Raw genomic sequence first — 17,889 nt, 5'->3', positions numbered from 1 at the left:
GCCCGCGCCGGCCGCCCGGCCGCGGGCCTGTTCGAGACCAGCGGCGGCAATCCCTTCTTCGTGACGGAGCTGCTGGCCGCGCCGCTGGCCGAGGGCCTGCCGGTGTCGGTGCGGGACGCGCTGCTGGCGCGCGTGGCGCGGCTGTCGCCACCGGCGCGCGAGTTGCTCAATGTGGCCAGCGTCTCGCCCGCGCCGCTGGAGACCGCCGTGCTGGCCCACGCCTGCGGCCTGGAGCCCGAGGCCCTGGCCGAAGTCGTCACCAGCGACCTGCTGCAGGCCGGCGGCGACTGCCTGCGCTTTGCGCACGAGCTGACCCGGCTGACCGTGCTGGAAGCCCTGGGGCCCCGCGCCGCGGCCCTGCATGCCGCAGTGTTCGACGCCCTCAGCGAGCGCGGCGCGGCACCGGTGCGCCTTGTGCATCACGCCGAGCACGCCGGCCTGGACCATGCCGTGGCCCGGCTGGCGCCGCGCGCCGCCGAACTGGCGGCCGCCTCGGGCGCGCACCGCCAGGCCGCGGCCCTGTTCGGCCTGGCGCTGCGCCGCGCCGCACAACTGCCTGCCGTGCAGGTCGAGCCGCTGGCGCGCGCCCAGGCGATCGAATGCCTGCTGACCGGTCAGGTCGAGGAGGCCGCGCAGGCCGCAGCCCTGGCGCTGAGCCTGGCCGGCGCGCGGCCGCTGGCCCGGGCCGAGCACTTGAGCCTGCTGGCGCGCATCGAATGGACGCGCGGCCGCGCCAGCGCCGGCCTGGCCCATGCCGAGGCCGCGATCGCCCTGCTGCACGAGCACGCCCCCGACAGCCCGGCCCTGGCCCACGCGCTGGCCAACCACGCCCAGCTGCATCTGCTGGACGACGACACCGGCGCGGCGCTGGCGGGTGCCGCCCAGGCCCTGGCCTTGTTCGGCCGCCTCGGCGACCCGGCGGGCGCCCTCGGCGCGCGTATCACGCTGGCCTCGGCGCGGCTGGGCGGGCCGGATGAGGGGCTGGGCACGGTCGAGCTGCACGCCGCGCTCGAACAGGCGCTGGCCGATGGCCGGGAGGAACTGGCCGCGCGCGCCTGGACCAACCTCGCCTCGGCCGCACTGGTCGCGTCGCGCTACGACAAGCTGGAGCGCCTGTGCACGGCCGGGCTGGCGTATTGCGAGGCGCGCGACCTGGACCTGTTCGCCGTGCCGCTGCGCGTGCGCCAGGCTTGCGGCGACATCGCGCGCGGCGACTGGGCGGCCGGCGAGGCGGGCCTGCGCCAGCTCCAGGCCCGCCCTGACCTGAACGAGCTGCAACGCGAGCAGGTCGGCCATCTGCTTGCGCTGCAGGCGGCCCGCCGAGGGGAACCGGGTGCGCTGGCCTACTGGCAGGAGCTGGCCAGTGGACGGCGGCAGCTGGCGGTGTCACCCTGGTTCATGTCGGTGGATGTGCAGCAGGTGGAAATCTCGACCTTGTCGGGCCCGGCGGGGCGGGCGCGGCAGCTGGCGGAGGAAGCGTTGGCCAGAGCGACCACGCGGCTGGGGCCGTGGCGGCGGGCGCAGGTCCAGGTGTGGCTTGCGCGCCTGGGCCAGCCGCAGGCCGTCGCCGCCGACGCGCCCGCGGCCTGCGCGCTGGAGGCTAGCGGCCGGCATCGCGCCGCCAGCCAGGCCTGGGGCGAGGTGGGCTGCCCCTACCAGCAGGCCCTGGCGCTGCTGTGGGGCGATGCCGACGCCATCGCCGATGGGCTGCAGCGGCTGCAAGGGCTGGGCGCCGGGCTGGCCGCGCAGTACGCGCGACGGCGCCTGCGGCGCGTGGGCGTGAGCGGCGTGGGGCGTGGCCGCTACGGCCATGCCCGGCAGGACCCGCTGGGCCTGACCGGACGCGAGCGCGAGATCCTGGAGCTGCTCGTGCAGGGCCACAGCAACCGCGCCATCGCAGCCACGCTGCACCGCTCCGAGCGCACGGTGGAGAACCATGTCGCCGCCGTCTTCCTCAAGCTGGGGGTGAAGACACGCCAGGACGCCATCCAGCGCGCGAAATCTGAGTAGTGCGCGTCCAAATCCGGGTAACGCCGCCGCAGTGGCGCCGCGCGATGCCCTCTAGCCTTGCATTCAGGGCCACCGGCCCGCACAGCCTTTGCAAGGGAGACCTGTCATGAAGATCCGCACGCTGCTCACTGCTCTCGCCCTGTTCGCCAGCGGCGCCGCCTGGGGCCAGGCTGGCCTTGCCACCGCGAGCGGCACCGCCCGGGGCGATTTCCAGATCGGCTGCAGCACCTGCCCGCATTTCCAGCTCGGTCTCACCGGCAACCCGGTGCAAAGCCAGAGCGGCCCGCTGGCCGCCCAGGTGGACTACCTCGGCCAGCCTGTGGGCGACCCCAACACGGCGGGCTACAGCCTGGGCGGCGGCGTGGAGTACCACGCCAGCGCCGCCTTGCAGGGCGCCCTGGCCACACCGCTGCTGGGCGCCTATGCGCGGGCCGACAACGAGCCCGTCGTCATCCTCGCCGACCCGGCGCAACTGGAGATCGGCATCGACCTCTATGCCGCCAGCGCCGTCGCGCGCACCCAGCAGACCTACCACTACCTCGGCGCCAGCACGACGACCTACCACTTCGACTTCCATGTCGACGGCACGCTCAGCAGCACCCGGGCCAGCGCCTTCGGATCAGCGGCCATCTACACCGGCCAGGACCCGTCCTTCGAGGTCGGCCTGATCGACTTCGGCTACAGCAGCCACAGCGGTGTGGGCCTGCTCTACAACCCGCAAGCCTTCGGCGGTGATTTCTCGGTCAGCATCACGGTGGACCCCGGCGCGAGCTTCGTCCTCATCAGCCAGCTCAGCGCCAGCGTGCAGATGACCTACGACACGACCGATGTGCTGGCCGACGCCTCGCACACGCTGCGCCTGACGGCCATCACCGGTGGCGACCCCGGCCTGCTGGTGACCGCCGTGCCCGAGCCGGCGACGGCGCTGCTGTTGTCGCTCGGCTTGATCGCGCTGCTCCGCCTGCGGCGGGAACGCCGCTGAGGGCCTAAGGTGCCGCGCCGATGTCCAGGCCGCGCGGCTGCTTGTAGCGGTGGTAGCCCCACAGATACTGCCCCGGCGCGCGGCGGATCAGGCTCTCCATGGCCCCGTTGACGAGCGCTGCGGCAGCCTCGTTGCTCGCCTCGGCAGGGATGGCCGGCGCGGGCAGCACGTGCACGACGAAGCCCTCACCGCCGGGCAGGCGCTCACCCCAGATCAGCAGCAGGGACGCGCCCGTCTGCTGCACCAGGCGGGCGGCCAGCGTCATCGTGTAGGCCGGCTTGCCGAAGAAAGGCGCCCACACGCCCAGGCCATCGGGTGGCACCTGGTCGGGCAGCAGGCCGATGACCTCGCCCTTGCGCAGCGCGCGGATCATCTGGCGCACGCCGGCCAGCGACGCCGGCGCCGTGGCCAGCCCGGGCCGCTCGCGTGAGCCGGCCATCACCTCGCGTAGCGAGGCCTGCCGCGCCGGGCGGTACAGCACGGTGATGGGTGACTCGGGCGTCGTGAAGCGCTCGGCGATGGCCTGGGCGCAGATCTCGAAGCAGCCCATGTGGGGCGTCAGCATGACCAGGCCGCGTTTCTCGGCCAGGGCGGCCGTGATCAGCTCGCCGCCCTCCCATTGCAGCTTGTCGCCCAGCGGCTTGCCGCGGGTAGCCACCCAGAGCCAGGGCAGCTCCGCCGCCATGCGCCCGGCGGCCGCAATCGCGGGCCGCGCCTCGCTCCAGGCGACGCCGGCCTGGGCCACATTGGCTTGGAAACGCCGCCGGTAGGTCCCCGAGGCGAAGTAGACAACCCAACCCAGCAGCGCCCCCAAAGCGTGCAATAGCGCCAGGGGCAGCCGGGACAGCAAGCGAAAGACCCAACCCATATTTCCTATACTTCGCAGATCGCCGAGTTACTGAACTACTTGCGGGGCGATTCACAAATCCCGCTAAAGCGTTCGCCGCACCTCCAGGAGCGACGGCGACGCCGCCAATGAAGCAACCGGAGTTTAAAAGTGGCCAACGATTTCCTCTTCACGTCTGAATCCGTCTCGGAAGGACACCCCGACAAGGTGGCCGACCAGATCTCGGACGCCATCCTGGACGCCATCTTCGAGCAGGACCCGCGCAGCCGCGTGGCCGCCGAGACGCTGTGCAACACCGGCCTGGTGGTTCTCGCCGGCGAGATCACGACCAACGCCCACGTCGACTACATCCAGGTCGCACGCGACACCATCAAGCGCATCGGCTACGACAACACCGAGTACGGCATCGACTACAAGGGCTGCGCCGTGCTGGTCGCCTACGACAAGCAGTCCAACGACATCGCCCAGGGCGTGGACCATGCGTCCGACGATCACCTCAACACCGGTGCCGGCGACCAGGGCCTGATGTTCGGCTACGCCTGTGACGAGACGCCCGAGCTGATGCCCGCGCCGATCTACTACGCGCACCGACTCGTCGAGCGCCAGGCCCAGCTGCGCAAGGACGGCCGCCTGCCCTTCCTGCGCCCGGACGCCAAGAGCCAGGTCACGATGCGCTATGTGGACGGCAAGCCGCACAGCATCGACACCGTCGTGCTGTCCACCCAGCACGCGCCCGAGTACTCGCTCGGCGACCGCATGACGGACGAGTTCTACGAAGCCATCCGCGAAGAGCTGATCAAGCCCGTGCTGCCCAAGGAATGGATCAGCGCCGACACCAAGTACCTGATCAACCCGACCGGCCGCTTCGTCATCGGCGGCCCGCAGGGCGACTGCGGCCTGACCGGCCGCAAGATCATCGTCGACACCTACGGCGGCGCCTGCCCGCACGGTGGCGGCGCCTTCTCGGGCAAGGACCCGTCCAAGGTCGACCGCTCGGCCGCCTATGCCGCCCGCTACGTGGCCAAGAACGTCGTCGCCGCCGGCCTGGCGCGCCAGTGCCAGATCCAGGTCGCCTACGCCATCGGCGTGGCCCGGCCGATGAACGTGACCGTCTACACCGAAGGCACCGGCGTCATCCCCGACGACCAGATCGCCAAGCTCGTCAACGAGCACTTCGACCTGCGTCCCAAGGGCATCATCCAGATGCTGGACCTGCTGCGTCCGATCTATTCCAAGACGGCGGCCTATGGTCACTTCGGCCGTGAGGAGCCGGAGTTCACGTGGGAACGTGTCGATAAAGCCGCTGCCCTGCGGGCTGCGGCCGGCCTGTAAGGCCGCCGCGCGCAAGCGCGGTTCGACACGTGGGCGAAGCTCATATCGCATAGCGATGTGAGCAAAGACCAAAGGACGGTGACATCACCTCACCAACACCGCCCTCCAGGCGGTGTTTTCCTTTGCGCCGCCACATCCGTCAACATGTAGAGTCAACGCAACGGCAGGGTGCGCGATCACAGCCGCCCGCCGCGCCATCAACCTGGAGGCGGTGATGAACATGCAATCCATGCGAATCGGGACCCGGCTGGGCCTGGGCTTCGGCCTCGTGCTGCTGCTGCTGGCGGTGGCCCTGGGCGTGAGCTACCGGCAGATCGGCGCCGTCGGCCCTCACATCGACCTGCTGGTGGAACTGCAGCATCGCCAGGACTTCGCCCAGGACTGGCGTACGGCGACCCAGCTCAACGTCACGCGCACCGACGCCGTCGCGCGCGCCGGAGGCTCGGGCCCCGTGGCGGAGTTCTTCTCGCCGATCATCAAGACGACGAGTGCCAGGATCACCGAACTGCAGGAGAGCCTCACCAAGGCGGTGGACACCGAGCGCGACAAGGCCCTGCTCACGGAGATCGCCGATGCCCGCAAGGCCTACGTCGATATCCGCAACCAGGTCTTCGCCCAGCTCAAGGCCGGCGAAGCCGACGCTGCGCTGCAGACGCTGGAGGGCAAGATGCGGCCGGCCTCCGAGGCCTATGTCGCGGCCATCAGCCGCATGGCCGACTTCCAGGGCGAGCGCGTGCGCCTCGAGACCCAGCAGGTCATGGAGGAGGCGCGCCGCACCCAGATGATCATGCTCGTCATCGCCATCGCCTGCCTCAGCGTAGGCATCGCGGCGGCCTGGCTGATCACGCGCTCCGTTGTCGGCCCGCTGCGCGAGGCCATCCACGAAGCCGAAGAGGTAGGGCATGGCGACCTGTCGCGCGACATCCGCAGCGTGGGCAGCGACGAGACCGCGCAGTTGACTCAGGCGCTGGCGCAGATGCAGCAGGCGCTGCGCCATCTCGTCGGCTCGGTGCGCGAGAACGCCAGCGGCGTCGCGACGGCCAGCACCGAGATCTCGCATGGCAGCAACGACCTGTCGTCGCGCACCGAGCAGCAGGCCAGTGCCATTCAAGAGACGGCGGCGTCAATGGAGGAGCTGTCGGCCACCGTGAAGCTCAATGCCGACAACGCCGGCGAGGCCGACAAGCTCGCGCATGACGCCAGCCAGGTGGCGCGCCAGGGCGGCGAAGTCGTCGGCGAGGCGGTGCAGCGCATGAAAGGCATCGAAGAGAGCTCGCGCAAGATCGGCGACATCATCGGCACCATTGACGCCATCGCCTTCCAGACCAACATCCTGGCGCTGAACGCCGCGGTCGAGGCCGCACGGGCCGGCGAGCAGGGGCGCGGCTTTGCCGTCGTCGCCAGCGAGGTGCGCATGCTGGCCCAGCGCAGTGCCGACGCGGCCAAGGAGATCAAGGGCCTGATCGGCGACAGCGTCGAGCGCGTCGAGCAGGGCGCCGTGCTGGTGAACAAGGCCGGCGAGACGATGGCGCAAGTCGTGACTGCCATCGGCCGCGTCGCGCAGATCGTGCGCGAGATCAGCTCGGCCAGCCGCGAGCAGAGCACCGGCGTCAGCCAGGTCGGCCAGGCCATCACGCAGATGGACCAGGCGACGCAGCAGAACGCCGCTTTGGTCGAGGAAAGCGCGGCAGCGGCGGAGAGCCTGAAGCAGCAGGCGGACGAGCTGGTGAAGCTGGTATCGACTTTCCGCGTCTAGAACGAAGACGGCACATCGGCTCCGCGCGCCTTACCGGCAGACATGCGTGTCGGGCGGCTTTCGGCCACGAGCGGGCGCTGGCGAGCGGCAGGTTTCGAGCAGTCCAAAAGGCCGCCGGAGGCCGGATATGCTCAGCGGCATGTCGACAGTCTTGTGCTGAAAATGCAGCTAGCCACTGACGGCTTCACCGTCGTCCGAAGCCTGTTGAGCGAAGCGGAATGCGATCAGGTCTCGCAGAGTCTTGGAGCCGTGGACACACAGGGCGCGGGCTCAAGACTTCTGCTGCGCGAGGCCTGGTGCGAAGCTCTGGCCAACAAGGTGATGGGTCATCCTGACGTGCGGGCAGTTTTGCCTACACGTGCCCGGGCAGTCCAGTGCACATTCTTCGAGAAGTCCGCAGCTCGGAACTGGCTGGTACCGATCCATCAAGATCTGAGTATTCCCGTCGTGGATCGTGTTGACCACCCCGCACTTTCTGGCTGGAGCGAAAAGGAAGGAACCGTGTTCGTCCATGCCCCTGACAGCGTTCTCGCGCAACTATTGGCTGTCCGTGTCCACGTGGATGACTGTTCGGCCGAAGACGGCCCGCTGCGGGTCGTACCCGGGTCTCACCAGTTTGGACGGGTCGAGCCAGCAAATGCTGCGCTCGCGGGGCGGACTGCAGGAATTGCAATACCGGCGCGGCGCGGCGATGCCCTGCTCATGCGACCACTCGTCTTGCATGCGTCATCGAAGTCATCAGGTTCCAGCCTGCGCAGAGTCCTGCACTTTGTTTTCGGTCCTGAAATGCTGCCGCTTGGACTTGCTTGGTGAGAGCCGCGCAGCAGAGTCTCAGTTCGGCCAGGAGCCGACGCGGGTGATTGACTGCTTTCGGATAGGCTAAGTGACATGCGGTTCGTACCCTTCCTCGCTGGACTTCTACTGATGATGCACAGCGCCATATCGCTGGCGGATGAGCAGTTCAATGGAGTTGAAGCGATTTGCCTGTCCGAATCGAATGTCATCAGAGTTCAACACCGATCCACTGATGCGCAGGAGCCAGCCAACCGAAAGACGTGCAGCCTTGGCGCGTCGAACTTCGTGGTCGATGTGCGGACAGACGAGCGGAGAGCTCAGGGGCGCTGTGCGGCTCAGCCGCCTACTTGGCTCACCATTCGGAGGGATGGTGTCATCGTTGTCGGCCCAGCTTGGTTCGGTGTTTCTTGCGGCCAGGGGCCAACCATCTCGAGCGTCGAATACTTCGGGCCTTTGAATAGGCTCACCGTATGTGTTTCGCCGTCCGGTCTGATGACTGGCGTGGAAATTTGTGCCCACGCAAGCGGCTTGGATTTGCCGGTTGGTGACGCGTGGCTAAAGAAGGTCGTTAAGGACGCGCGAGCAGAACCTTTCTAGGGTCTTCTGTTTCGCAGTGGTTTGGATTTCGAAGGCCGCAGCCTGGCCTTGAATGCCACCTCTCAAGCGCCCGAGGGTGAGGCGAATGCGCAGAGGGGTCGTTCGAGGCCAGCGCGGTCTCAGGCCGCAACCGGTCGTTGACCGATTCCTGGCCCGATGTCGACCTGACTTCCCAGCACGCTTACTGAACGACAGCTTTTCGGCGCTCAATCCGGCGCGGCGAGCGGCAGCTCAGGGTCGACACCCGTCATCGGCTGACCCGCTGCACCCACAGCAAGCTCACTCGACCACCTACCCGCTCACCCCTCTCAGCGCATCGTCCAGCACCTCGACCCAATGCCGCACCGGCTGGGTCGTGCCGCTCTGCAGATGCTGGATGCAGCCGATATTGGCCGACACGATCTGCTCGGCCTGCAAGGGCGCCAGCGCTGCCAGCTTGCGGTCGCGCAGCTGCTTGGACAGCTCGGGCTGCAGCACCGAATAGGTACCAGCCGAGCCGCAGCAGAGATGGCTGTCAGTCGGCGCGCAGGCTATGCGAAAGCCGAGGTCGCGCAGCGCGCCTTCAACGCCGCCCTTGAGCTTCTGGCCATGCTGCAGCGTGCAGGGCGGGTGGTAGGCCAGCGAGCCGGGTTTGGCCTTGAGCCGCGCCTTCAGCGTGGGCACCAGCTCGGGCAGCAGCTCGCTGAGGTCCTTGGTCATCTCGCTGACGCGCCTGGCCTTGTCGGCATAGGCGGGGTCGTGGGCCAGCAGATGGGCGTAGTCCTTGACCATGACGCCACAGCCCGAGGCGTTCATGACCAGGGCCTCGACGCGCTCGCCGAGGCCCGAGACCAGCGGCCACCAGGCGTCGATATTGCGGCGCATGTCGTTGAGCGCTGCCTCGTGATCACCGAGGTGCTCGCGAATGGCACCACAGCAGCCGGCGCCATCGGCCACCACGGTCTGAATGCCGGCCGCGTCCAGCACCCGCGCCGTCGCGCTGTTGATGTTGGGCGCCATGGCCGGCTGCACGCAGCCCAGCAGCAGCGCGACCTTGCGGTTGAGCTGGCGCGTCGGCCAGTCATGCGCCGTGGCCGGCGGCCTGGCCGGCACCTTGTCCTTCAGTGACGCCGGCACCAGCGGCCGGAACATCTGGCCCAGCTTCATCGCCGGCTTGAACAGCGGCGAGGTCAGCCCCTCCTTCAGCAGCCAGCGCACACGCTTCTCGCCGCTGGGACGCTCGACCTTGGCATCCACCACGCGCCGGCCGATGTCGACCAGGCGGCCGTATTCGACGCCCGACGGACAGGTCGTCTCGCAGTTGCGGCAGGTCAGGCAGCGGTCCAGATGCAACTGCGTCTCGCGCGTGGGTTCAGCGCCTTCGAGCACCTGCTTGATCAGGTAGATGCGGCCGCGCGGGCCGTCGAGCTCGTCGCCCAGCAGCTGGTAGGTCGGGCAGGTGGCCGTGCAGAAGCCGCAGTGCACGCAGCGCCGCAGGATGGCCTCGGCCTCAGTGCCATCGTGGGTGCCGGCGAATTCGGGAGCGAGGGTGGTCTGCATGCCGTCAGTTGCTGGCAAGACGCTCGGCGCACCAGGCCTGCGTCACATAGGGGAAGGCGATCACGGGTTCGCGCAACGCGGCGAAGCGCTGCGGGAGCGCCCGCAACTTCGCCTCCACAACCTCGCGCTCGGCCCGGGGCAACGCGGCGATGAAGCTCACCGAGGCGATGCGGTCGATGACGACCTGCTCGAACGAGCCCTCATGACTGTGCGCAAACTCCGTCAGCTGCAGCGGCGCGAACAGCGCCTGGCCCTCGAAGGGGCGCTTCCATTGCCCGGTGTAGTAGCGCGGCGCATCGCCTTCATAGGGCGTGATGATCTCGGTGATGGCGGCGACCCAATCGCGGGTTTCGTCCCGCACATTCCAGACTAGGCCGAGCTGACCGCCGGGCTTCAGCACACGGTGCATCTCGCGCAGGGCCAGCCCGTTGGCAAACCAGTGGAAGGCCTGGGCGCAGACCAGGTCGTCGGCCTCACCATCGGCCAACGGCAGGGCTTCGGCCGTGCCGGCAAGTGCCCGCACGCCGGGCAGGCTCTGCAACAGCTTCTCGCGCATCGCATCGACCGGCTCCACCGCCGTCACGGCCGCACCGGTGCGAGCCAGCAGTTGGGTGAACTTGCCGGTGCCCGCGCCCAGATCGACGACACGCGCGCCCTTGCGTACGCCGAGCGTCGCGTCCAGCCAGGCGGCGAGGGCCTGCGGGTACTCCGGCCGACCACGCTGATAGCTGTCGGGGGCGTTGGTGTAGCCGCGCTGGGCGGCGTCATGGATGGGCTGGATCATCAAAGCCCGGCGTAGAGCCGCCCCGGGTTGAACACGCCATGCGGGTCGAAGGAGGCCTTGAGCCGCTTGTGGATGGCCGCCAACGGCGCGCTCAGCGGCGCGAACACGCCCACGCCCTTGTCCTGGGCGCGGAACAGCGTCGCATGCCCGCCCACAGCTGCTGCGGCATCACGCACGCCGGCCGGCGGCATGGGCGTGACGACCCAGCGTTGCGCGCCGCCCCATTCGATGAGCTGCTCGCCATGCAACTTGAGCTCGGGCGTCGCACTCGGCAGGGACAGCCGCCAAAGCCGCGCGCCGCCCGCCACCGCACGCTCGGCGCCGATGAAGAACTCGTCGCTGTGGTCGCGCAGGCCGGTCCAGAAGGGCTGGGCCATGTCGCCCGGAATGACATCGCCGCCCAACTTGCGTGCCGCGGCCTCAACGGCCGCGTTCGCGCCGGCCAGGCGCACGAGCAAGGCACCGTCCCACCAGGCACTGGCCTCGATGGGCAGGGGCTCACCGCCCCAGCGGTTGATTGCCATCAGGGCGGCGGACTGGTCGAAGTCGAAGCGCAGCGTGGCGGTCGCGGCCGGCAGCGGCAACACCTTCAACGTGACCTCGGTGATCAACCCCAGCACGCCCAGCGACCCCGCCAGCGCGCGGCTGACATCGAAGCCGGCGACGTTCTTCATGACCGTGCCGCCAAAGCTCAGCAGCTCGCCCTTGCCGTTGATCATCACGGCGCCGAGCAGATGGTCACGCACCGAGCCCAGCGCCGCCCGCGTCGGCCCTGACAGGCCGGCAGCCACCATGCCGCCCACGGTGCCTTTGCCACCAAAGCGCGGTGGCTCGAAAGCCAGGCGCTGGTGGCGCTTCGCCAGCAGCGCTTCAACATCGGAGATCGGCGTTCCCGCCAGCGCGCTGACAAACAGCTCGCTGGGCTCGTAGGCCGTCACGCCATTCATCTCCAGCGTCGACAGCAGCTCTCCCTGCGGCGCTTCGCCATAGAAGTCCTTGCTGCCGTGGCCCTGGATGCGCAGCGGTTCGCGGGCATCGCGCAATCGGGCTTGCAGGTCCGCGAAGCTCAAAACCGCTCCAGTTCCGGGAAGGCCAGCAGGCCGCGCTTCACATGCATGCGGCCGTATTCGGCGCAGCGGCTCAGGGACGGGATCTGCTTGCCCGGGTTCAGCGTGCCGGCAGGGTCAAAGGCGCGCTTCAACGCCAGCATCTGCTCACGCTCCTCGGTGCTGAACTGCACGCACATGGAGTTGAGCTTCTCGACGCCGACACCGTGCTCGCCCGTCACCGTGCCGCCCAGGGCCACGCTGCGCTCCAGGATCTCGGCGCCGAACTGCTCGCAGCGGTGCAACTGGTCGGGGTCGTTGGCGTCGAACAGGATCAGCGGGTGCAGATTGCCGTCGCCGGCATGGAAGACGTTGGCGCAGCGCAGGCCGTATTTCTTTTCCATCTGCTGGATGTCGAGCAGGATGGTGGCGAGGTGCTTGCGCGGGATGGTCGAGTCCATGCACATGTAGTCGGGGCTGATGCGGCCCGACGCCGGGAAGGCGTTCTTGCGGCCGCTCCAGAACTTCAGGCGCTGGGCCTCGTCGGCGCTGACCTGGCAGCGCGTCGCGCCGCTGGCCTGCAGCACGGCTTCCATCTTCGCGACCTCCTCGGCCACCTCCTCGGGCGTGCCGTCGCTTTCGCACAGCAGGATGGCCTCGGCATCCAGGTCATAGCCGGCATGCACGAAGTCCTCGACGGCAGCCGTCATGGGCTTGTCCATCATCTCCAGGCCCGCCGGGATGATGCCGGCCGCGATGATGGCGGCCACCGCGTCGCCGGCCTTTCGCACGTCGTCGAAGCTGGCCATGATGCAGCGCGCCAGTTGCGGCTTGGGCACCAGCTTGACGGTGACCTCGGTGATGACGGCCAACATGCCTTCGCTGCCGATGACCAGGGCCAGCAGGTCCAGCCCCGCCGCGTCCAGGGCCTCGCTGCCGAACTCGATGGGCTCGCCCTCGGCGGTGAAGCCGCGCAGGCGCAGCACGTTGTGCAGCGTCAAGCCGTATTTCAGGCAGTGCACGCCGCCACTGTTCTCGGCGATGTTGCCGCCAATCGTGCAGGCGATCTGGCTGCTGGGGTCGGGCGCGTAATACAGGCCGTGAGTCGCCGCGGCTTCGCTGATCGCCAAGTTGCGCACGCCGCATTGCACGCGGGCCGTACGCGACAGCGGGTCCAGCGACACGATCCTGTTGAACTTGGCGAGGGCCAGCGTGACGCCCAGTTCATGCGGCATCGCGCCACCCGACAGGCCCGTGCCCGCGCCGCGCGCGACGACGGGCACCCCGAGGCGATGGCAGGCTTTGAGCACAGCCGCCACCTGGGCTTCAGTCTCGGGCAGGGCCACGGCCAGCGGGCGCTGGCGGTAGGCGGTCAGGCCATCGCATTCATAGGGCGTGGTCTGCTCGGCCTGGTGCAGCAGGGCGTGGGCCGGCAGCAGCGGCGCCAGGGCCGCGATGAGTGCGGCGCGGCGGGCGGCGAGGTCGACGGGGGCGTTCATGTCGGGCCCACTTTAGTTGCCCATTCCGAATTCGCGACACCCGCAATGCATTGAAGTTGCGGGCCGAGCGCCGGGCCGCTCCCTAGCCGGCACGCGCTGGCGATGTGCTTGCCGGTCAATCCGGCAAGCATCGCCGTCCCCCCGGGGGACCGACCAGACTCGCTCGCGTTCAGCGACGCGAGGTTGGGCGAGGGGCAGTTCATCTCAGCCTTCGATGACGAGCCAGTAGGCCGGCTTGTGCAGCGGCGTCTCGGGCGGCAGCAACGGATTCTTCAGCAACAGCTGGCGCCGGCGGGCCAGGTGGTGGCGGCGCAGCAGGTCGCCGAAATACTGCTGGAAGAGGCGCGCGAGGCTGCCGTCGCTGGCCGCGGCCTCCATGCCGCGCTGCAACTCGGCCGCCAGTCGTGGCCGGTCCGGGCGCACGAAGAGGTAGGAGGCCGCCGGATAGCGCAGCAGCACATGGGGCTCGATGACGAGGTCATGGGCCGCCGGCGTGGTCGCCTCATCGTCGATCTCGAAGACAGCGCGCGGGAAGTAGTCGATGCGGCGCATGCGCAGCATGTCGAACAGCGCCTCGTAGCGGCTGATGCCCTGCACCGGCAGGCCGTTGGCACGCAGGATGGTGGTGTCGGGCCAGTCCTGGCCCTGGCCGGCGACGTAGCGGGAGAGTTCGTTGAGGTCGTGCAGGTCGCGCCAGCGATCCACGTCCTCGGGGCGGACGAAGGCAACGCGGCAACCGATGAGGCCGCGGTCCATCGGCACGCGCACCGGCAGCAGCCGGGCCTCGCGCTCGATGCTGGTCATGGTCCAGCACAGATCGATCCGCCCGCTGCGGTCGGCCAGTTCGCGCACGACGCGCGCCTGCGTCATCGGCACGGGCGACTCCATCAACTCATAGTCGGCACCGCTGCGCGTGATGGCGAGCTTGATGACGGCCTGCATGTAGTGCCACTGCGGCACGCGGCCGGGTTCGTGCTGGGGATAGACCAGCGGCGCGGGCCGCGCGGGCGCCTCGGTGGCGCAGGCAGCCGCGAGCATGACCAGCAGCGGCCGGCGCCTCATCACCCTCCCGTCGCGCCGGTTCGCCTTCGCCTCAAGGCTTGCGGCGCGCGCTGCTGCGTGGCTTGGCCGCCTTCGCGGCGGCGGTCTTCGCGGCCGGCTTGGGCGCGGCGCCGGACGCCAGGCCCTTGGCGACGCCACCCACCACCGCCCCGGGCACGCTGGCCGCGCGCTTCAACGTTTCGCTGGCGGCGTCGAAGCTCTGCTTGACGAGGTTGCCGGCGAGGTTCTTGGCCGCATCGGTCGCGGTGTCCTTCATGGCCGAGGTGGCCAACTGCGTGAACTGCTGGCTCAGCGCCGTCCACCACTGCGTCGGGTCGACGACGGCGGCCGGGTTGTCGGCCACGGCCTTGGCCGCATCGCCGGCCGTCTTCACGGTCTTGGCGGCGACCTTGCTGGCGGTATTGGCCGTCTTGGTCACCGTCTGAGCCGCAGCCTGGGCCACCGGCGCCGCGGCGGCCAGGATTTCGGGTGGGATGCCGGGCCAGGAGGTGCCGTCGCCACCGGTGGGCAGCTTGAGGCTGTCGCGCAGGTCGGCCAGCGGCACGTTCATCGACTTCAGCGTCGACAGCGTCATGCGCTGCACCTCCAGCGCCTGGATGGTGGCGGCCAGCATGCGGGCGTTCTGCTCCAGCCAGAACTGCACCGTGCGCAGCTCCTCGATGCGCTTGGAGAGCTCCTCCGGGTTGAGCGTCGGCGCCACCCATTGGCCGATGCCGGGCAAGGCCGAGCCGGCGTTCTTGACGAGGCCCTGCAGGAACTCGAAACCGGGCACGAACTTGGTGAAGCTGTTGTCGCTCATGTCTTGTCTCCTGTAAGGGCACTTCCATCCTACTTGCTGGGCAGCAGGGCTTCGACAATAAAACCCTGCTCGGCCAGCAGCTTGGGCAGTGCCCGCGGGCCGCTCATGTGCAGCGCGCCCACGGCCACCAGCAAGCGCTGGCCGGCGCCATGCAAGGCCGCGATGCGCTCGGCCAGCGGGCCGTTGCGGTCGTCGTTGACTCGCCTGAGCCAAGCGCGTTCGGCCGGGCTGTCGGCGCAGGCGCACCAGCGCGGATAGTTCGCCAACGTCCCCAGGTCACCGCGCGACCAGGCGCTGCTGAGCCGGCGCAGCGGCTCGCGCATCTGGCCGCCGCGCAACTGGCGCAGGGTGCCGTCGACGATGGTGGGCAGCTCGGCCGCCTCGGGCTCCAGCGCCAGCAACTGCTCCTCGACGCTCTCCAGCGACTGCACCGGCCGGCCCTCGCTCCTGGCGCGCGCCAGCAGCATCACGTCCTGGCCAAAACCGGCATCAAAGCCGTCGCGGCGCGCCTCCATCAGCGACAGCATGCTGAGCTGCAACATGACAGGTAGCGCACTCAAGGCGCCCGGCGACAGGCAGGCGGCGCGGGCCTGGGTGTCCAGGCGCTGGGCCAGAGCCGGCGGCAGGGGTGCGGCTTTGGGCATGGCGGCCAGCACGGCACCGACGTCGGCGGGGTCGAGCTCCACGGCCAGCACCTCGGTCTGCGCCCAGGCCGCGCGCAGGGCCGGCCCGGCATAGGCCCAGTCGGCCTTGCCGACATGCAGGCTGCCGAACAGATAGCTGCTGTGGCCGCCACGGCTGACGCGCCACAGCAGGCCGCGGTCCGGCGCCTTGGCGGCCCAGGTGGCGGCCTGCTCGGCACTCGGCAGGGCCGGCGCCGGCGGGCAGGCGGCATGGGCACTGCCGACGAGAAAGGCCAAAAGGAGGGCTCGGATCATGGGCGGGGTTCGATACGGAGTTCACCAGGTTTCTGGCTGAAGTGCAGGCGACCGAGCACGTCCATGCCAAGCAGCGGCGCGCCCAGGTCGGGCAGCACGGTGACCATCAACTTGTCGGCGCGCACGCCGCCTTCCAGCGCAACGTCGGCCCGCGCAAGAAAGCCGCGCGTGGCGCCGGCCGCGGTATGGGCGCGCACGGCGCCCAGCGGCTTGAGGCCGGCTCGCTCCGCCAACACTTGCGGCAGGGCCGTCGTGGTGGCGCCGGTGTCGACGAGGAAATCCACCTCGATGCCGTCGACCCGGCCGGGCCAGTGGAAGTGGCCGTCGCCCCCGCGCGTCAGCACGATGACCTCGCCGGCAAGCTGGAAGCGGCTGGCCTCGCGCTCGTGCTCCCACAGCTTGAAACCCAGGAAAATGCCCAAGCCGATCAACAGCCAGATCGTCATCAGCTTGAGGGTGTGCGGCAGATCCTGGTGGGACACGGGGGGCGACTGAGGCGAGGGTTTGCGCGGGACCACACGATACCCGGCCCCACCAGAATGCCTTCATGACGCCGCCGCCCGCCCTGCTCATCGCACTGCTGCTCGCCGGTGGCAGCGATGAGCTGGTGTTGAACCGCTTCAACGACCCCTTCGAGGCCGTGTCGGCCGATATCGCCGATTGCCCGGAGCCCCGCGGCCCGCGCATCACGGCCGCCGAGGCCCGCGTGCAAGCTCACCATCGCGCCGAGCGCGGCACCACCTGCTGGCTCAAGGGCGAATGCAGCGAACCCAATGCCTTCCGCTATGACGCGACCATTGCCGGGGCCTTGCGGGCCAAGCTGAACGGCACGGCCGCCCTGCATCCGAGCAGCCTGTGGCTGACCGTGCAGGGCCGGGTCGTTTACCTCGAGGGCTGCGTCGGGCACGCCGAGCAGGCGACTGAACTGGAGGCCCGGGCACGCGGGTTGCCGGAGGTGCAGCAAGCCCTGGCCCTGGTGCGGGTCGGCCAGGGCGGCGTCGTGCCCTATCGGCGCATGAATTGACCTGCAAGACCCCAGGCGTGACAACGCCGCCCTGCCTTGTCACGATGGCCCCATGCAACTGCTGAAGCGTTTTGCCACCCTCTTCGCGCTGACGGCCCTGCTGGGCCTGATCGGCTGCTCCAGCCTGACGCTGGCCTATGGGCAGCTGCCACTGCTGGCCGGGCTTTGGGCGGACAACTATCTCGACCTGGACAGCCCGCAGCGCGGCCAGCTCAAGACGCAGCTGCAGGCCTGGCAGGCCTGGCACCGCCGCGAGGAGCTGCCGCAATGGATTGCGCTGGTGGGCCAGGCCCATGCGGCGCTGGACGACGGCGTCACCCAGGACGAACTGCTGGCCCTGGAGCGCGGCGCGCGCGCCAGCGTTGAGCGTTGCCTGCAGCACGCCGCGCCGCTGGCCGCGCCGGTGCTGGCCAGCCTGCGGCCCGAGCAGTGGCAACACCTGGAAAAGAAGATGGCCGAGAAGACGACCGAGTGGCGGGAGAAGCAATCGGGCAAGCGCGGGCCCGACGAGCGCGCCAAGCGCTACACCAGCAACCTCGAACGCTGGCTGGGCGACCTGGACCGCTCGACCCGCAAGCAGGCCGCAGCCGACGCTCGCAACTGGCATTTCGACCTGCCCGTCATGGCCCAGGCCCGTGCCGCACGCCAGGTGCGGCTGGTGCAGGCCCTGCGCGCCTGGGCGCACCAGGACCTGGCCGCGGGCACCGCCCTGCTGATGCAGGACTCACAGACCCAGCCCACCGAGCAGCCCTATCGCGAGCAGATCGTCGCCAGCCTGCTGAAGCTGCTCAACAGCCTGGATGCCGAGCAGCGGGCCGCCGTCCGCAAGCATTGGGCCGACTGGGCAGCGGAGCTGCGCAGCCTGCAGGCGGCCTGAAC

The 17,889-nt window shown here is 69.4% G+C and carries 16 protein-coding genes; 7 read left to right on the top strand and 9 right to left on the bottom strand.

Going from position 1 to position 17,889, the window contains the following annotated elements; genetic code table 11:
* Together AC1DW0_RS28495 and AC1DW0_RS28490 are read left to right on the top strand one after the other, a co-directional pair.
* Nucleotides 1–2,010 (top strand): helix-turn-helix transcriptional regulator (locus AC1DW0_RS28495; protein WP_477949409.1); only part of this gene is annotated, 2,010 nt, incomplete at its 5' end.
* A gap of 106 nt (nucleotides 2,011–2,116) precedes the next feature.
* A complete protein-coding gene (locus AC1DW0_RS28490; protein WP_477949407.1) occupies nucleotides 2,117–2,992 on the top strand; it encodes a PEP-CTERM sorting domain-containing protein in 876 nt (291 codons plus the stop codon).
* 4 nt (nucleotides 2,993–2,996) lie between these two features.
* On the opposite strand, the gene AC1DW0_RS28485 is transcribed toward AC1DW0_RS28490, so the two are convergent.
* Complete coding sequence (locus AC1DW0_RS28485) at nucleotides 2,997–3,860, bottom strand: lysophospholipid acyltransferase family protein (RefSeq protein ID WP_056205353.1); 864 nt, start codon at nucleotides 3,858–3,860, stop codon at nucleotides 2,997–2,999.
* Between the two features lie 129 nt (nucleotides 3,861–3,989).
* On the opposite strand from AC1DW0_RS28485, the gene metK reads away from it, so the two are divergent.
* From metK to AC1DW0_RS28470, 3 genes are all read left to right on the top strand, one after another.
* Entirely contained in the window at nucleotides 3,990–5,171 is a 1,182-nt protein-coding gene (gene metK / locus AC1DW0_RS28480) for a methionine adenosyltransferase (protein WP_457350425.1), read from the top strand.
* Nucleotides 5,172–5,385: 214 nt separating this feature from the next.
* On the top strand, nucleotides 5,386–6,927 hold the full coding sequence (locus tag AC1DW0_RS28475; protein ID WP_477949404.1) for a methyl-accepting chemotaxis protein: 1,542 nt from the start codon (nucleotides 5,386–5,388) through the stop codon (nucleotides 6,925–6,927).
* A 162-nt stretch (nucleotides 6,928–7,089) separates the two neighbouring features.
* On the top strand, nucleotides 7,090–7,740 hold the full coding sequence (locus AC1DW0_RS28470) for a phytanoyl-CoA dioxygenase family protein (RefSeq protein WP_477949413.1): 651 nt from the start codon (nucleotides 7,090–7,092) through the stop codon (nucleotides 7,738–7,740).
* An 870-nt stretch (nucleotides 7,741–8,610) separates the two neighbouring features.
* On the opposite strand, the gene glcF is transcribed toward AC1DW0_RS28470, so the two are convergent.
* From glcF to AC1DW0_RS28430, 8 genes are all read right to left on the bottom strand, one after another.
* The gene (gene glcF, locus AC1DW0_RS28465) at nucleotides 8,611–9,858 is read right to left on the bottom strand and encodes a glycolate oxidase subunit GlcF (protein WP_477949403.1); all 1,248 of its coding nucleotides are present in this window, start codon (nucleotides 9,856–9,858) and stop codon (nucleotides 8,611–8,613) included.
* 4 nt (nucleotides 9,859–9,862) lie between these two features.
* Nucleotides 9,863–10,639, bottom strand: a complete 777-nt coding sequence (locus tag AC1DW0_RS28460) for a class I SAM-dependent methyltransferase (protein WP_477949411.1) — start codon at nucleotides 10,637–10,639, stop codon at nucleotides 9,863–9,865.
* A 2-nt stretch (nucleotides 10,640–10,641) separates the two neighbouring features.
* The gene (gene glcE / locus AC1DW0_RS28455) at nucleotides 10,642–11,712 is read right to left on the bottom strand and encodes a glycolate oxidase subunit GlcE (protein WP_477949401.1); all 1,071 of its coding nucleotides are present in this window, start codon (nucleotides 11,710–11,712) and stop codon (nucleotides 10,642–10,644) included.
* Complete coding sequence (locus tag AC1DW0_RS28450) at nucleotides 11,709–13,187, bottom strand: FAD-linked oxidase C-terminal domain-containing protein (protein WP_477949399.1); 1,479 nt, start codon at nucleotides 13,185–13,187, stop codon at nucleotides 11,709–11,711. The genes glcE and AC1DW0_RS28450 overlap by 4 nt, the downstream gene beginning before the upstream one ends.
* 204 nt (nucleotides 13,188–13,391) lie before the next feature.
* Nucleotides 13,392–14,249, bottom strand: a complete 858-nt coding sequence (locus AC1DW0_RS28445; protein ID WP_477949397.1) for a substrate-binding periplasmic protein — start codon at nucleotides 14,247–14,249, stop codon at nucleotides 13,392–13,394.
* 31 nt (nucleotides 14,250–14,280) lie between these two features.
* Nucleotides 14,281–15,048 (bottom strand): PhaM family polyhydroxyalkanoate granule multifunctional regulatory protein, encoded by a 768-nt coding sequence (locus AC1DW0_RS28440; protein ID WP_056205372.1) that lies wholly within the window; start codon nucleotides 15,046–15,048, stop codon nucleotides 14,281–14,283.
* A gap of 29 nt (nucleotides 15,049–15,077) precedes the next feature.
* On the bottom strand, nucleotides 15,078–15,986 hold the full coding sequence (locus tag AC1DW0_RS28435; RefSeq protein ID WP_477949395.1) for a TraB/GumN family protein: 909 nt from the start codon (nucleotides 15,984–15,986) through the stop codon (nucleotides 15,078–15,080).
* Nucleotides 15,983–16,468 (bottom strand): retropepsin-like aspartic protease family protein, encoded by a 486-nt coding sequence (locus tag AC1DW0_RS28430; RefSeq protein WP_157282209.1) that lies wholly within the window; start codon nucleotides 16,466–16,468, stop codon nucleotides 15,983–15,985. Before AC1DW0_RS28430 ends, AC1DW0_RS28435 begins: the two co-directional genes overlap by 4 nt.
* Before the next feature lie 65 nt (nucleotides 16,469–16,533).
* Between AC1DW0_RS28430 and AC1DW0_RS28425 the strand changes: the two genes are divergently transcribed.
* Both AC1DW0_RS28425 and AC1DW0_RS28420 read left to right on the top strand, forming a co-directional pair.
* On the top strand, nucleotides 16,534–17,010 hold the full coding sequence (locus tag AC1DW0_RS28425; RefSeq protein ID WP_477949393.1) for a BON domain-containing protein: 477 nt from the start codon (nucleotides 16,534–16,536) through the stop codon (nucleotides 17,008–17,010).
* Between the two features lie 52 nt (nucleotides 17,011–17,062).
* Nucleotides 17,063–17,887 (top strand): DUF6279 family lipoprotein, encoded by an 825-nt coding sequence (locus AC1DW0_RS28420; RefSeq protein WP_477949391.1) that lies wholly within the window; start codon nucleotides 17,063–17,065, stop codon nucleotides 17,885–17,887.
* The last annotated feature ends 2 nt before the right edge of the window (nucleotides 17,888–17,889 follow it).

It is taken from the genome of Roseateles sp. P4_D2, from assembly GCF_056401875.1.
Note: the sequence above shows the minus strand (reverse complement) of the source record. Positions and strands in the feature narration are given on the sequence as shown.